At 58.5% G+C, this 14,480-nt stretch carries 14 protein-coding genes; 10 read left to right on the top strand and 4 right to left on the bottom strand.

Annotated elements, in window-relative coordinates; genetic code table 11:
• Positions 1 to 12 precede the first annotated feature (12 nt).
• The 10 genes from pcaH (at position 13) to HB779_RS22115 (ending at position 9,321) form a co-directional block, all read left to right on the top strand.
• Entirely contained in the window at positions 13 to 753 is a 741-nt protein-coding gene (gene pcaH / locus HB779_RS22160) for a protocatechuate 3,4-dioxygenase subunit beta (protein WP_188346131.1), read from the top strand.
• Complete coding sequence (gene pcaG, locus HB779_RS22155) at positions 753 to 1,367, top strand: protocatechuate 3,4-dioxygenase subunit alpha (protein WP_188346130.1); 615 nt, start codon at positions 753 to 755, stop codon at positions 1,365 to 1,367. Before pcaH ends, pcaG begins: the two co-directional genes overlap by 1 nt.
• Before the next feature lie 3 nt (positions 1,368 to 1,370).
• A complete protein-coding gene (locus HB779_RS22150) occupies positions 1,371 to 2,444 on the top strand; it encodes a 3-carboxy-cis,cis-muconate cycloisomerase (protein ID WP_188346129.1) in 1,074 nt (357 codons plus the stop codon).
• Between the two features lie 139 nt (positions 2,445 to 2,583).
• The gene (locus HB779_RS22145) at positions 2,584 to 3,756 is read left to right on the top strand and encodes an ABC transporter substrate-binding protein (RefSeq protein WP_188346128.1); all 1,173 of its coding nucleotides are present in this window, start codon (positions 2,584 to 2,586) and stop codon (positions 3,754 to 3,756) included.
• Positions 3,757 to 3,982: 226 nt separating this feature from the next.
• Positions 3,983 to 4,846, top strand: a complete 864-nt coding sequence (locus HB779_RS22140) for a branched-chain amino acid ABC transporter permease (protein ID WP_188346127.1) — start codon at positions 3,983 to 3,985, stop codon at positions 4,844 to 4,846.
• 1 nt (position 4,847) lies between these two features.
• Positions 4,848 to 5,849: a branched-chain amino acid ABC transporter permease gene (locus tag HB779_RS22135; RefSeq protein WP_188346126.1), complete on the top strand. Its 1,002-nt coding sequence runs from the start codon at positions 4,848 to 4,850 to the stop codon at positions 5,847 to 5,849.
• The gene (locus HB779_RS22130; RefSeq protein ID WP_188346125.1) at positions 5,846 to 6,610 is read left to right on the top strand and encodes an ABC transporter ATP-binding protein; all 765 of its coding nucleotides are present in this window, start codon (positions 5,846 to 5,848) and stop codon (positions 6,608 to 6,610) included. The genes HB779_RS22135 and HB779_RS22130 overlap by 4 nt, the downstream gene beginning before the upstream one ends.
• Positions 6,591 to 7,310 (top strand): ABC transporter ATP-binding protein, encoded by a 720-nt coding sequence (locus HB779_RS22125; RefSeq protein ID WP_188346124.1) that lies wholly within the window; start codon positions 6,591 to 6,593, stop codon positions 7,308 to 7,310. The genes HB779_RS22130 and HB779_RS22125 overlap by 20 nt, the downstream gene beginning before the upstream one ends.
• Before the next feature lie 113 nt (positions 7,311 to 7,423).
• Complete coding sequence (locus HB779_RS22120) at positions 7,424 to 8,224, top strand: alpha/beta fold hydrolase (protein WP_188346123.1); 801 nt, start codon at positions 7,424 to 7,426, stop codon at positions 8,222 to 8,224.
• A 191-nt stretch (positions 8,225 to 8,415) separates the two neighbouring features.
• Entirely contained in the window at positions 8,416 to 9,321 is a 906-nt protein-coding gene (locus tag HB779_RS22115) for a DMT family transporter (protein WP_188346122.1), read from the top strand.
• 12 nt (positions 9,322 to 9,333) lie between these two features.
• Here the strand turns inward: HB779_RS22115 and HB779_RS22110 are convergent, their stop codons facing one another.
• Genes HB779_RS22110 through HB779_RS22095 form a run of 4 tightly spaced genes read right to left on the bottom strand, consistent with a single transcriptional unit; the run spans position 9,334 to position 14,452 of the window.
• A complete protein-coding gene (locus HB779_RS22110) occupies positions 9,334 to 11,064 on the bottom strand; it encodes a M14 family metallopeptidase (protein ID WP_188346121.1) in 1,731 nt (576 codons plus the stop codon).
• 11 nt (positions 11,065 to 11,075) lie between these two features.
• The gene (locus tag HB779_RS22105) at positions 11,076 to 11,930 is read right to left on the bottom strand and encodes an ABC transporter permease (protein WP_188346120.1); all 855 of its coding nucleotides are present in this window, start codon (positions 11,928 to 11,930) and stop codon (positions 11,076 to 11,078) included.
• Between the two features lie 4 nt (positions 11,931 to 11,934).
• Positions 11,935 to 12,858 (bottom strand): ABC transporter permease, encoded by a 924-nt coding sequence (locus HB779_RS22100; RefSeq protein ID WP_188346119.1) that lies wholly within the window; start codon positions 12,856 to 12,858, stop codon positions 11,935 to 11,937.
• A 58-nt stretch (positions 12,859 to 12,916) separates the two neighbouring features.
• On the bottom strand, positions 12,917 to 14,452 hold the full coding sequence (locus HB779_RS22095) for an ABC transporter substrate-binding protein (protein ID WP_188346118.1): 1,536 nt from the start codon (positions 14,450 to 14,452) through the stop codon (positions 12,917 to 12,919).
• Positions 14,453 to 14,480 lie beyond the last annotated feature (28 nt).

Genomic DNA, 14,480 nt, shown 5'->3' with positions numbered 1-14,480 from the left:
CGGGAGGCAGCAATGTCCAACAGAAAACCGGAAACCGGTGCATTCTTCCAGCGGGACCGGCAGTGGCATCCGCCAGCATATACGCCCGATTACAAGACCAGCGTCGTGCGCTCGCCGCAGCGCGCCTTGCTGTCATTGGACAACACGCTGTCGGAAATCACCGGTCCTGTGTTCGGTCATGCGCTGCTGGGCGAGCTTGACGACGACCTGATCCATAATTTTGCCAAGCCGGGCGAAAGCGCCATTGGCCAGCGCATCATCGTGCATGGCCGGGTGGTGGACGAGCGCGGCGTCGGGGTTGGCGGTGCGCTGCTGGAATTCTGGCAAGCCAATGCGGGCGGACGTTACCGGCACAGGCGCGAAGGTTATGTAGCGGCGCTGGATCCCAATTTCGGCGGCTGTGGCCGCACCATCACCGATGAGGACGGCTATTACCGTTTCCGCACCGTCAAGCCGGGTGCCTATCCATGGCCGAACGGCGTCAATGACTGGCGGCCGGCCCATATCCACTTTTCGGTCTTCGGCCATGGCTTTGCCCAGCGGCTGATCACCCAGATGTATTTCGAAGGCGATCCGATGATCTGGCAGTGTCCCATCGTCAAATCCATTCCCGACAAAGCTGCCATCGAACAGCTGATTGCCGCGCTTGACCGCCATAACACCATCCCCATGGATGCCCGCGCCTACAAGTTCGATATCGTGTTGCGCGGCCGCCGCTCGACCCTGTTCGAGAACCGTCTGGAGGGCAATTGATGGTTCAGTCTCTGGGCTACCTCAAGGAAACACCGTCCCAGACAGCCGGTCCCTATGTCCATATAGGCTGCACGCCGAATTTCTCGGGGATATCAGGCGTCTATGCGACGGACCTCGGCATTGCCATGACCAATGACAAGACGCTGGGCGAGCGCATCACCTTGCGCGGGCATATTTTCGACGGCACAGGTACAGTGCTGCGCGATGCTCTCGTTGAGATTTGGCAGGCCGATGCCAAGGGGCTTTACAACAGTCCAGCCGAAATGCGCGGCACTGCCGATGGCAATTTCACCGGCTGGGGCCGTTGCCCGACGGATATGGAAAGCGGCGAATATGTCTTCGAGACCATCAAGCCTGGCCGTGTGCCATACAGGGATGGCCGCCTGATGGCGCCGCATGTGACCTTGTGGATCGTGGCACGCGGTATCAATATCGGCCTGCAGACGCGGCTTTATTTCGCTGACGAAGAAGCGGCCAATGCGGAAGACCCCGTGCTGCAGCGTATCGAGCACCGCAACCGTGTTCCAACCCTTCTCGCCCGCAAGGATGGTTCGACCTATCATTTCGACATCCATTTGCAGGGAGAGAAGGAAACTGTATTCTTCGATATCTGAGCGATGAGTATTTCCCCCTTCGATCACCCGTTTCTGTCTGGCCTTCTCGGCAGCGAGGCGGCAACAGACTGGTTCTCGGCCAGTGTTGATATTGCCGCCATGCTGGATTTCGAGACGGCATTGGCACAGGCTGAGGCTGATGAGGGGTTGATTGCCGGCGAAGCGGCAAAGGCAATTGCTGTTGCCTGTCAAAATTTTAAACCTGACATGGCTGCGCTGAAGGCAGGCACAGCGCGCGACGGTGTTGTTGTGCCGGAACTGGTCCGGCAGTTGCGCGGTCTGGTTGCAACTGACCATCGCTATGCCCTGCATTTCGGCGCGACCAGTCAGGATGTCATCGACAGCAGTCTGATGATCCGGCTTAAATCGGTGCTTAATTATATAGAGAGTGGTCTGGCGGATATCGTCGTTGCGCTCGACAGGCTCGATACGGCTTTTGGCGGGAATGTGCTGATGGGTCATACCCGCATGCAGGCGGCTATTCCGATTACCGCGCATGACCGGATCGAGGCATGGCGTGCCCCATTACTGCGCGACCGGCAGCGGATGAAAACATTCGCGCTCTCTTTCCCGATTATCCAGTTCGGCGGGGCAGCCGGTACGCTGGAAAAGCTCGGCGGCAAGGCGGAGGCCGTGCGCCAGCGACTGGCTGCCAAGCTCGGTCTCCACGATGCGCCGCAATGGCACAGTCAGCGTGATCGCATTGCCGAATTTGCTGGACTGCTATCGCTGATCACCGGCAGCCTCGGCAAAACGGGGCAGGATATCGCTCTGCTGGCGCAGGGCGGCAATGAGATACACTTGAGTGGTGGCGGCGGTTCATCAGCCATGCCGCACAAGCAAAATCCGGTTCAGGCCGAACTGCTTGTCACGCTTGCCCGTTACAACGCGGCGCAGCTTTCCGGCATGCATCAGGCGCTGGTGCATGAGCAGGAACGCTCCGGTTCCGCCTGGACGCTCGAATGGCTGATCCTGCCATCCATGGTGACCGCGGCCGCAACAGCCTTGCGCACAGCCGCCCATCTGCTGGTTTCGATCGAACAGTTGGGAAACAGCGATGTTTCCGCAAAATCATAACTTAGGGATTATGCAATGGCGCATAATTTTCATTTTACATTACCAACCGGTATGAGACAGTGAACGAAATATTCCGCACAGACCAGACGAGGAGACCGGTCTGATCTGCAAGCGGGATTTGGGAGATAAGGGAGGAACTATGAAAAAGCTTATTCTGGCTGCAGCGGCAGCCATTCTGCTCGGCGGCGCTGCCTATGCCGATGTCATCAAAATCGGCGTGGTCGGACCGTTCTCGGGTCCGTTCGCCATTCAGGGCAAGAACTTCAAGGCAGGTATCGACGCCTATATCGCCACTCATGGCAACAAGATCGGTAATGACACTGTCGAAATCCTTTATCGCGACGTGCCGCAGGCGGATCCGGCCCAGTCAAAGGCGCTGGCGCAGGAACTCGTGGTGAAGGAGCATGTGCAATATCTGGCCGGCTTCTATTTCACCCCCGATGCCATGGCCGTCACGCCGCTGTTGCAGCAGGCCAATGTGCCGCTCGTGGTGATGAACGCCGCGACTTCGGCCATTGTCACCAAGAGCCCCTATGTGGTGCGCACATCCTTCACTACATGGCAGACGTCAGCGCCAATGGCGAAGATTGCGCGGGAACGCGGCGTTGAGAAAGCCATCACTGTCGTCAGCGATTATGGCCCGGGTGTCGACGCGGAAAATGCCTTCAAGTCCACCTTTGAAAAGGACGGCGGCAAGGTCGTCGAATCCATCCGCATGCCGCTTTCGACCAATGATTTCAGCCCGGTCATGCAGCGCGTGCGCAATTCCGGCGCGCAGGCGGTCTTTGCCTTCCTGCCCTCAGGACCGACAACCCTTGGTTTCGTCAAGGCTTACAATGAGAACGGCCTGAAGGAAGCGGGCGTGCAGTTTCTCGCGCCCGGTGATCTGACCCAGGAATCCGATCTGCCCGCGCTTGGCGATGCGGCGCTCGGCATTCTCACCACCTTCCATTATGCCATTGCGCATGACTCGCCTGAGAACAAGGCCTTCGTCGCCGCAGCGCAAAAGGCCATTGGCAATCCCGCCGAACTGTCCTTCCCGTCGGTCGGTGCCTATGACGGTATGCATGTCATCTACAAGATGATCGAGGCAACCGGCGGCAAACAGGACGCCAAGAAGGCGGTTGATGCGGTCAAGGGACTGGCGTGGGAAAGCCCGCGCGGCCCTGTGTCGATTGATCCGGAAACCCGGCATATCACCCAGAATATCTATCTGCGCGAAGTGGCCAAGGCCGCCGACGGCACCTATTACAACAAGGAAATCAAAACCTTTGAAAAGCAGCCTGATCCCGGTCTTGCTGCAGCCAAATAGGTTCGAGGTGATAGCGGTGCGTTTGTTGGATGCAATCACCCCCTCTGCCCTGTCGGGCATCTCCCCCACAAGGGGGAGATCAGCCTGCATTCCTGTCTCAGCGAAATTTGAAATATTGCCGGTTGTGCAAAGGCCTTTATGCCAATGTGATCTCCCCCCTTGTGGGGGAGATGCCCGACAGGGCAGAGGGGGGTGATGACCGCTCCTCCGTGATCAGGACAATCTGATGCAGGTTTTCTTCAGCATTGGTGTTGATGCACTTGCCTATGGGATGGTGCTGTTCATCATCTCCATCGGGCTTTCCGTCACCATGGGTCTGATGCGGGTGGTCAACCTCGCCCATGGCGCTTTCGCCATGATCGGCGGCTACATCGCTTCATATGCAGCGCGTGATCTTGGTCTTGGCTATGGCTTTGCCATCATTCTTGCCGTTATCGGCACTATTATCATCGCCATTCCGCTGGAGCGGTTTTTATACCGGCGCATCTATGGTGCGCCGGAACTGACGCAGGTGCTGATGACCATCGGCATCACTTTCTGCGTCATCGGTCTTGCCAATTATGTTTTTGGTCCGACGCTGAAGACCATTCCCCTGCCCGCCGGACTGCAAGGCCCGGTTGATCTCGGCTTCCGCACCATTGCCGCGCACAAGCTCTTTGCCATTGCCTGCGGCGTTGTTGTGGCACTCGGCCTGTGGTTCCTGATCGAGCGTACCTCGTTTGGCGTCAAGCTGCGCGCCTCGGTCGATAATACCGCCATGGCCGCTTCACTCGGCGTGCGCACCCGCATCGTCTATGCCGCGAGCTTTGCGCTGGCTGTCGGCCTTGCCGCATTCGGCGGGGTCATCGGCGCGGAGCTGCTGCCGGTCGAACCCTATTATGCGCTGCGCTATATGGTGACGTTTCTCGTCGTCGTCTCGGTCGGCGGTGCCGGTTCGATACCCGGCGCGCTCATTGCCTGCCTGCTGCTTGGCGCCATCGATACGACTGGCCGCTATCTCGTGCCTGAATATGGCGAGTTCTTCTTCTATCTTGCGGTGATCGCCATTGTCTGGGTGTTCCCGCGCGGCCTGCTCGGAAGGGCGAAATGATATGAGCGCGCCCGACATCGCCGCCCTCCAGCCAATCCAGGCAGCAAGACCGTGGCAGCGCGATCTGATCGGTGTTGCCGTTATCCTTGCGGCTGCCATCGCCGGTTACTTCCTGTTCCCGGATAATCTCGCTTTGCTCACACGCATCATCGCGATCATGCTCCTGGTATTGTCGCTGGATCTCGTCACGGGCTATTGCGGCGTTGCAACGCTCGGCCATGCCGCCCTCTTCGGCGCAGGCGCCTATGCCGCTGGCATTGCTGCTGTCACCTTCGGCATCACCGAGCCGCTCAGCATGGTTGCCATCGGCGCGATCGCCGGGGCTGTGGCCGGTCTTGTCTCAGGCGTCGTCATCCTGCGCGGTCATGGCCTTGCCCAACTGGTTCTGTCCATTGCGGTCATCCATCTCTTTCATGAAGCTGCCAACAAGGCATCCACTTATACCGGCGGCAGCGACGGCCTCTCGGGCATTGCCCCCGATCCGGTATTCGGACTGTTTGAATTCGATCTCTGGGGCCGCACAGCCTATGGCTTCGGCATTGTCCTTCTGGTGCTGGTGTTCGTGCTGCTGCGCATTCTGGTGCGCTCGCCCTTCGGCATGCTCTGCCGCGGCATCCGTCAGGATCCTGTCCGCATCAGCGCGATGGGCGCTTCGGTCAAGGCGAGCCTCATCAAGATGTATGTAATTTCCGGTGCCGTCGCGGGTATCGGTGGTGCGCTCAACGCAGTCTCCACCCAGGTCGTTGGTCTCGACAGCCTGAGCTTCACCAATTCGGCCGAAGCGCTGGTCATGCTGGTGCTTGGCGGTGCGGGTTCGCTCTATGGCGCCTTTGTCGGAACCATCGTTTTCATGTGGTTCGAACACGTCGTCTCCGCCGCCAACCCGTTCCACTGGCTGACCATTGTCGGCGCGCTGCTGATTGCCGTCGTGCTGTTTGCCCCGAAAGGCCTTTACGGCACCGCCGTTACCCTGAGCCAGCGTCTCACAAGGAGCGGCCCATGAGTGCGGTCTTTGCCGTCGAGCGGCTGAAGAAATCCTTTGGCGGTCTGGAAGTCACCCGCGACGTTTCCCTCAGCATGGCCAAAGGCGACCGCATTGCACTGATCGGCCCGAACGGAGCTGGCAAGACCACCTTCGTCAATCTGGTCACCGGGCATCTGCAGCCCAATTCCGGCCGCGTTCTGATGGGCGGTGAAGATATATCCCGTTTCAACCCGATGCGCCGCGTGCGCGCCGGGCTGGTGCGGTCGTTTCAGGTTACCCGCCTGTTTTCGGAGATGACACCGGAGGAGCATATTGGCCTCGCCATTCTGCAGCGCGAAGGAAGGTCCGGGCGCATGGCTGGAAGCTTCCGTGCCATGCCGCAGGTAATGCGCGAAATGCGCAATATTCTTGAAACCCTCAATCTCAGCGCACTGGCAACTGTGCCTGTCGGCGAGATCGCCTATGGCCAGCAGCGCTTACTCGAAATCGCGCTGGCTCTGGCGTTACGGCCAAAGGTGCTGCTGCTCGACGAACCGGCGGCCGGTGTGCCGCACAGTGATACGTTCCTCATCGAAAATGCGCTGGCGCAATTGCCGGATGATCTCGCTGTGCTGATGATCGAACACGATATGGATCTGGTCTTCCGTTTTGCCAAACGGGTCATCGTGCTCGCTGCAGGTGAGATCATCTTTGACGGCTCGCCGCAGGCTGTGACCGAAGATCCACGCGTGCGCGAAGCCTATCTAGGGAGCTATGTCCATGCCAGCAGCGCGGCTTGACGTTGAAAACCTCAGCGCGGGCTACGGTCCGACACGGGTCATCGAAAACATCTCGTTTACAGCCGAGGCGGGTTCGCGCGTTGCCGTACTTGGCCGCAACGGCGTTGGCAAGACCACGCTTTTTGCGACGCTTGCCGGACAGACCAAGCGCTATGACGGCACGATCAAGCTCGGCGGGCATGACCTCACCGCCATGGACAGCGCATCCCGCGCCTGGAGCGGTCTCGGCTTCGTGCCGCAATCCCGTGCCATCTTCCCGTCGCTGACGGTGGAGGAAAATCTGTTTGTCGGGCTCAAAGGCAGGCCGCGCAGCGCCTTGCAGGAAGCCTACGATATGTTTCCGCGTCTTTATGAGCGCCGTGCCAATTCCGGCGCAAAGCTGTCCGGCGGCGAGCAGCAGATGCTTTCGACGGCGCGCACCATCCTTGGCCGACCGTCCCTGCTCTTACTGGACGAGCCGCTCGAAGGCCTTGCTCCTGTGATCTGCGAAGAACTGATGGCGGCGTTTACGCGCCTCGCCTCATCAGGCGAAATGACGATCCTGCTGGTCGAACAGCGCATTCAGAGTGCGCTCGAATTTGCCGAACGCGTCATCATCCTCGAGCGTGGCCGTATTGTCTGGGATGGCTCATCCGCAGAGCTGGCAAAGGATCAGGAAACGGTGGATCAACTGCTCGGCGTTTCCAGCCTCGCCCACTGAAGCCTCCGGTTTTATATTACATTTAGACCCTCAATCTGGACAAGCTCCTATCCGGCTGCCATGGAATCAGACGGGGCCCATGGTGGCGTCCGGATCGGGAGGATCAGAACAGCATGCAATTCGATGATGAATTGAAGACCTTCGAAGCCGAGGGCGCTGCGCCACTGCCGGTTGCAAACGATCAGGGCTATATCGAGAATAACGGCGTCCGCATCTGGTATTCCACCTATGGTTCGGGTGATCCTGTCATCCTGCTGCATGGCGGGCTCGGCCACAGCGGCAATTGGGGTTATCAGGTTCCGGCGCTGGTCAGTGCAGGCCGCCGTGTGATCGTCATCGATAGCCGTGGCCATGGCCGCAGCACCCGCGATGCGCAGCCCTATACCTATCATCTGATGGCGACGGACGTTCTCGCTGTCATGGATGCGCTGGCAATCGAAAAAGCGGCAATTGTCGGCTGGAGCGATGGCGCGTGTATTGCGCTGGTTCTTGCCAGTCAGGCCCCTGCCCGGATTGCCGGTGTCTTCTTTTTTGCCTGCAATATGGACCCGAGCGGCACGCGGGAAGTAGAGCCAAGTCCATTGCTCGACCGGTGTTTCGGCAGGCATGTGAAGGATTATGCCGCGCTATCGGCGACGCCGGATCGTTTCGAGGAATTTCTTGCTGCGGTTGGTTTGATGATGAAGACCGAGCCCAACTATACCGCTGACGATCTTGCCAAGATCCGTGTTCCCGTAGCGATCGTCCTTGGCGAGCATGACGAGTTTATCAAACCCGAACACGCTGCCTATCTCGCCCGCAGCATTCCGGGAGCGGAGTTAATCACCCTTCCCGGTGTCAGCCACTTCGCCCCACTGCAACGGCCGGACTTGTTCAATGATACGGTGCTGAGTTTTCTGGACGGGTTGGCTTGAGTCCAAGACTATAGCCTCACATACCCACCGCACTTTTCGTGCTAAACAACATTCGCATTTGCAATGACGTCTTGTCACCATTTCGGCAAGCGTAAGATATTTTAGTTTTGTTTTACCGAGCAGCGGCACGTGCTTACTTGAGTTAGCGCTCACTGCCCTCTGACCGGACAGATTTAATAAAGGAAACGACCGTGAAAGGTCTCTCGAGTTTTCAGGTCGGAATTAGCACCGCGATCTTGGCAGCTCTCTGCTGGGGAACGGCGACCGTTATGTCGAAATCTGCTTTGGCTGATGTGCCGCCGGTCTCTCTGCTGGTTTTACAATTGGCTGGCAGTGTCGTGGTGTTGTGGCTTGTCGTCCGCGTGCAACGCGTATCATCCGGGAGCTGGCAAGAGATCGCCCGCTATGCATGGCTAGGCGTGCTGGAACCCGGTCTCGCCTATCTGTTTGGTCTGATTGGCTTGACGGATATGAAAGCAGGAGCGGCTACTCTTATCCAATCATCGGAAGCAATTATGATCGTGGTGGTATCTGTCGTCATTCTGCGTGTGGTGCCAACCGGCCGTTTCCTCATTTTATCCGTCGTTGCCCTCGCTGGCTTGATCATTGCGCTGGGCCTGTTGAATTCGGGCGAGGCCGCAGGCAATGGAATCCTGGGCATTACCCTTATGTTCCTGGCAACAGCCGTTGCCGCCATTTACGTCGTCTTATCGTCGCGCATTGCGCTGAAAACCAGTCCCATCGTTATCGTCGCATGGCAACAGACTGTGGCACTCGTCTTTGCCTTGATCTTGCTCCCGGCTGAATGGCTTTTGTCACCGGGTGGGATCGCAATGCCCCAGTCGGCGAAAATATGGACGCTCGTTCTGGTGTCTGGAATCATCCAATATGCACTAGGCTTCTCGCTTTATATGCGCGCCCTCGGCTGCATCAGCGCTAATATCGCCGGCAGTTTTCTCAATCTCACACCGGTTTTTGGTTTGGGCATCGCCTTCGTGTTTCTGGACGAGGTGATGACCCCCGTTCAATTGGTCGGGACCGCTGTCACTATCATTGCGGTCATGGCAATCAGTCTGAGCGGGCAAACCCAGCACTGATACGCTTTCCCGTCAGGCCACCATTTCAATGGCCTGAAATGCCTCATAGGCAGCGAGGACCGTTTCCATCTGTGCCGTGTGGCCTTTGATGAAGGCCGCGTCATAAATGGTCTCATCAGGATATTCGGTGATCAGTGTCAGCGGTACATCGTGCCTGTCATCAACCGAGATCATGCAGGGAAAGCCGTTGATGATGCGAAAGCCTGTTTCGCCCGCATGGGTTTCGTAAAGGCCGATCTGCACCGTGTTGAAATCAACCAGCCCCGGCACCGCCGCCAGTCGTTTGGTCACGGCGTCGATAAGGTGATTGGCCTGTACCGCCCAGCCATTCTGATAACGCATGATAAGGAAAAAACCTTTTGGCAGCGTCCACATGGCAAAGCCGCGCGGCACATAGCCGGACAGCGGCCGCGTCCATTCATGCGCGGGATAGCCATGCAGGTTGATATGCAGCTGCGCACCGCTCAGGCGCTGTGCCTCAAAGCGGATGGCCTTTTCATACAATGTCGTGCCGGTACGGTATTCCAGATCATCACCAAGCGCTGTATAGCGCGCCGCATGGTGCATGTGTTCAGGGTTGTCGGCGCGTAAGCGTTGATGCAGCGCATAACCATCCGGGTTTTCCAGCGGTGAAATGGTGAAATGCGCGCCGGGGCGCTGGCTGAGAACCTGCGCCGCACGCAATGCACCAACGATGCCCGTCGTCTCGTTCGGGTGCTGCCCACCACTGATCATGACAGCAGCATCGGTGCCTTTGACATAGCGGGCCTGGACTGTCCGCCCGGCGCGTGACTGCGCCTCGAAAGTCTCGCCGCGAATGCTGGCAAGTTCCGCCTGCACCTGTGCGGCGAAGATCGGTTCGCGGGCTGTGGCCAGCGGTTGGATTGCCCCCGTTGTTTCCGATGCGTTGAGGTCGCGCGTTTCGATTGTCAGTGTCGGCGCGCCGTCGCGCTCGAGAATTTCGGGGATGATCTGACCCGGCTGCAGGCCGCGATCACCCAGCGGGCGGCCCGACTTTTTCTGGAACACTTCGAGCAGCGAGAAGTAAAAATCCTCGTGCAGGGCTTCGCGCAGGCTGATGATCTCCTCACCAACCGGCAATTTCCGGTCAGCGATGGCAAATGTTGCGCGGATATTCAGCTCATCGAAATAGGGTTCGCTGTTGCCCCAGTCATAACTTGTGATGGTGCGCATCGCGGTTTCGAACAGCGCTTCATAGTCGGTTTCGAGGCGCGTGCCTTCGAGTGCGCCGTTCAGCTTGATCCATCCGGTGGGCGAGATCAGCGTTTCGCCGATAAAGTCCGTATGGCTGCGGTTGGGTGCAAAGACCTTGTGTTCGGCCTTGCTGCCATCCCGGTAGGTGAGCGCCACATCATAGGTGAAGGGTGCACTGCTGCCGGTCTCAAAGCGCAATTCGGCAGTGCCGGTCTGCGCGGCGAGCGGATAGGTCTCAAGCAGGAAGCGGTTCTGCGGGCAGGCCTCGTGCACCGGATAGGCAACAATGATGCTTTTCAGCGCCGCTATATCGATCTCTTCGAGGAAGAAATGCAAAAGTGGCTTATAGGCGCTGTGCAGGCGCGCCGTAACACCAAAGGCTGCCAGCTTTTCCTCAGTTGCGCGGCGGCTTGGCGCATCATCGAACAGCCAGGCTTCAAACCGGGTGCCGCGCGCGGTCTCCTTGCCATAGGTTGCAAGGATCTGGTCGAGGGTGCGGTCGAAACCGCCATCATAAAGCACTGTCATGGTCAAATTCACTATCGGGAGGTTCTGCCGGTGGGGTCGAGGCTGTCGCGCAGCCAATCACCCAGAAGGTTCAGGCCGAGCACGGTGAGAAGAATGGCAAGGCCAGGGAAGACGCTGACCCACCAGGCATTTTGCAGGTAGGTGCGGCCATCGGCCAGCATGCCGCCCCAGCTCGGGATCAGCGGATCAACGCCGAGGCCAAGAAAGGTCAGGCTGCTTTCAAGCAGGATGTTGGTGGCAACATTGAGCGTCATCAGCACGATCACCGGACCGATCAGGTTCGGCAGCAGATGCTGGAACAGGATGCGATAATCTTTCACTCCAATGGCGCGGGCCGACAGGATGAACTCGCGATCACGCAGCGACAGAACAGAGCCGCGCACCAGTCTGGCATATTGCACCCATTGCGAGACGATCAGGAGAATGATCATGTTGGTGAGGCCACCGCCGGCAATGGCGATGAAGGTGATGGCGAGCAGGATGAAGGGCATGGCCAGCTGCACATCGGCAAAGCGCATGACGATCATGTCCCAGAAACCGCGATAATAGCCGGATATGAGCCCCATCACCACGCCGATGACGACGGCGCCTGCAACGGAGATGAAACCCACCTGCAGCGAAATCTTGCCGCCGGTAATCACCCGCGCCAGCACATCGCGGCCGAGCGGATCGGTGCCGAAGGGATGTGCCCATTTGGTGAAGGGCGGGAGCAGCCGCGCCATCAGGTCGATCTTTTCCGCACCGCCCGGAAAGAGCACGCCGGAGAAGATGACCGCAAGGCACATGCCGCCTGCAAGCAGCGCACCGATGAGGAACTCGAGATTGCGGAAACGGGCGAAACGGGGTGTGGTGGCAGCGGCAGACATGGGCTCACTCCGTCCGGATACGGGGATCGACAAGGCCATAGGCAATGTCGACGAGAAGGTTGACGCCGATGATCAGCAGCGACAGCACGGTGATGACAGCCAGCAGCACCGGATAATCGCGTGCGCCGACCGCATCAAAGGCAAGTGTACCGAGGCCCGGCCAGTTGAACACGCGCTCGACCACGACGATACCGCCGAGCAGGCCGCCGAACTGCAGGCCGAAATAGGTGATCAGTGGAATGGCGCAATTGCGCAGCGCATGCTTGTAGAGGACGACATTTTCGCTGAGGCCCTTGGCGCGGGCGACCATGATATATTGCGAATTCAGCGTTTCCAGCATCGCTGTGCGCACGAGGCGCACATTGGTGGCAGTGAGGATGATACCCATGGTCACTGCGGGCATGATGAAGCTGGAAAAGCCGCTCATGCCGCTTGGCGGCAGCCATTTCAGATTGATGGCAAAGAGCAGCACCAGCATCAGTGCCAGCCAGAAATTCGGGAAGGACAGGCCAATGAGCGACAGTATGCGGATTAGCTGGTCCGGCCACTTGCCGCGCGAGGTCGCAGCCTTGATGCCGAGCGGAATGGAGATGGCAATGGAAACGATCAGCGAGGAGAAGGCGAGCAGCAGTGTGGCTGGCAATGCGGCCGCGATGAGTGTGGAAACCTGGGTACCGCCAAGGAAACTGCGGCCGAAATCCAGTGTGAACAAGCCTTTGATGAATTGGAGATACTGTGTCAGGAATGGCTGATTAAGGCCAAGTCCTTCGCGGATGCGCACCAGATCTTCTTCGGTGACACTGCCTGCGCCTTGCGTCAGCATCAGCGCCGGATCGCCGGTGAGCCGGATGGCAAATGCCACGATCAGCGTCACGACAATGACGACGAATATCGCCTGCAAAAAACGTTTGATCAAAAAGCCAGCCACGTCTTGTTCCTTCAAAATGTATGGCCCGCCGCCCGTGTGAGGCGGCAGGCCTTGTCAATTACTCGACAGTGACATCCGTCAGCCGCAGACGGCTGTCGGGAACGGGCGTGAAATTCTTCACGCGTTTGCTCACGCCGAAAATCGCGTTGTAGTTGTAAAGCGGGATTTCGAGTGCCCGGTCCGCCGTATAGCGGGCGATGGATTTGAGGATTTCCTCGCGCTTGGCCCGGTCGGTCAGCGAGCGCTGCGATTCCAGCATTTCATCAAGCTTGGGATCGCTGTCATACGGGTTCCACTTTTCCCCGGTGTGGTACATGGAATAGGCGGTGTTGTCGTAATCCAGTGTCCAGCCGCCCCATGCCTGTTCGAACATCGCACCGGTCTTCCCGGCAGGGATGATATCGTTGAGCAGCACATTGACTTCATAGGGCTTGATCGTTGCGTTGATGCCGATGATCTGCAGATAGCTGGCAATGGCCTGCGACACTTCATTGAAGGTCGAGTCATTGCCCCGCACATCGATCTGAAGCGTGGTGCCTGCCGCAATACCGGCTTGCTTCAGCAGGGCTTTCGCCTGTTCGGGATCATAGGGTAGCGGCTTCATGTCAGGATCGTTGCCAAAGGACAATGCTCCCTGGAAGCTGGCAATCGGTGCCGCCTGCCCGCCGAGGATCGACTGGATGATGGCGTTGCGGTCGATGCCGAGGATAAGCGCCTTGCGCACGCGTTCATCCGCTGTCGGGCCGCTCTTGGTGTTGAAGCGCAGCGCATAGACTGTCGGTCCGGCCGTGCTCATCACTTCCAGCTTTGGATCGGCCTGAATGGTCGGGATCATGCCGACGGGGATGGTCGGCGGGATAACCAGATCGACACGTCCGGCCTGCAATTCGGCAACAGCAGTCGCCGGTTCGGCAATGAAGCGGTATTCAAGGTTGGACAGTTTCGGTGCGCCGCCCCAATGATCGGCAAAGGCCTCCATCTTGATGGCGATCTTTGGCTCGTAGGACGTGACCTTGAACGGGCCGGTGCCAACCGGATGGGCGTTGAAATAATCATCGCCCTTTTCCTGGATATATTTCGGCGGCACAATCATCGCACCATAACCGGCCAGCTTGGTCAGAAGCACCGGGTCCGGCGCTTTCAGGAAGAAGTCAACGGTCTTGGCATCGATGATTTCGACCTTGTCGATAGCGGCATAGTTGGAACGCTGCGGTCCCTTCTTGCCTTCGTCGCCCAGCAGGCGGTCAAAAGTAAATTTCACGGCTTCCGCATTGAACGGTTCGCCATCATGGAATTTCACGCCTTCACGCAGGGTGAAGCGGATGCGCTTGCCAGCGTCGAGCTCTTCCCATGCGGTGGCAAGGCCGGGTACCAGTTTGAGATCAGGACCGCGATAGGTCAGGCCATCATAGATGTTGGTGGCAACCGAAGCCCAGTTGACCAGAAATGTGTCGATCGGATCCCAGCTGCCCGGATCCTGCGGTGATGAGACTGTGAGCGTGCCCGCGGCAAAAGCCGGTGCCGTTATAAAGGCCGTCCCGGCCAGACCCAGCGCCAGCAGCGCCGCATGTATTCCCCGTGGTGTTCTTATCATTCTTATGTTCTCCTCATTATAATCAGAC

The organism is Phyllobacterium sp. 628 (assembly GCF_014189505.1).
In the GTDB taxonomy this organism is placed as follows: Bacteria; Pseudomonadota; Alphaproteobacteria; order Rhizobiales; family Rhizobiaceae; genus Phyllobacterium.
This window is presented reverse-complemented; position numbering and strand designations above follow the sequence as displayed.

Bases quoted from the DNA above. Each gene is read 5' to 3' on its own strand.
- HB779_RS22145 (WP_188346128.1), top strand. From the start codon at position 2,584: ATGAAAAAGCTTATTCTGGCTGCAGCGGCAGCCATTCTGCTCGGCGGC.
- HB779_RS22150 (WP_188346129.1), top strand. From the start codon at position 1,371: ATGAGTATTTCCCCCTTCGATCACCCGTTTCTGTCTGGCCTTCTCGGC.
- HB779_RS22130 (WP_188346125.1), top strand. From the start codon at position 5,846: ATGAGTGCGGTCTTTGCCGTCGAGCGGCTGAAGAAATCCTTTGGCGGT.
- HB779_RS22120 (WP_188346123.1), top strand. From the start codon at position 7,424: ATGCAATTCGATGATGAATTGAAGACCTTCGAAGCCGAGGGCGCTGCG.
- HB779_RS22105 (WP_188346120.1), bottom strand. From the start codon at position 11,930: ATGTCTGCCGCTGCCACCACACCCCGTTTCGCCCGTTTCCGCAATCTC.
- HB779_RS22125 (WP_188346124.1), top strand. From the start codon at position 6,591: ATGCCAGCAGCGCGGCTTGACGTTGAAAACCTCAGCGCGGGCTACGGT.
- HB779_RS22110 (WP_188346121.1), bottom strand. From the start codon at position 11,064: ATGACAGTGCTTTATGATGGCGGTTTCGACCGCACCCTCGACCAGATC.
- HB779_RS22095 (WP_188346118.1), bottom strand. From the start codon at position 14,452: ATGATAAGAACACCACGGGGAATACATGCGGCGCTGCTGGCGCTGGGT.
- pcaH (WP_188346131.1), top strand. From the start codon at position 13: ATGTCCAACAGAAAACCGGAAACCGGTGCATTCTTCCAGCGGGACCGG.
- HB779_RS22140 (WP_188346127.1), top strand. From the start codon at position 3,983: ATGCAGGTTTTCTTCAGCATTGGTGTTGATGCACTTGCCTATGGGATG.
- pcaG (WP_188346130.1), top strand. From the start codon at position 753: ATGGTTCAGTCTCTGGGCTACCTCAAGGAAACACCGTCCCAGACAGCC.
- HB779_RS22135 (WP_188346126.1), top strand. From the start codon at position 4,848: ATGAGCGCGCCCGACATCGCCGCCCTCCAGCCAATCCAGGCAGCAAGA.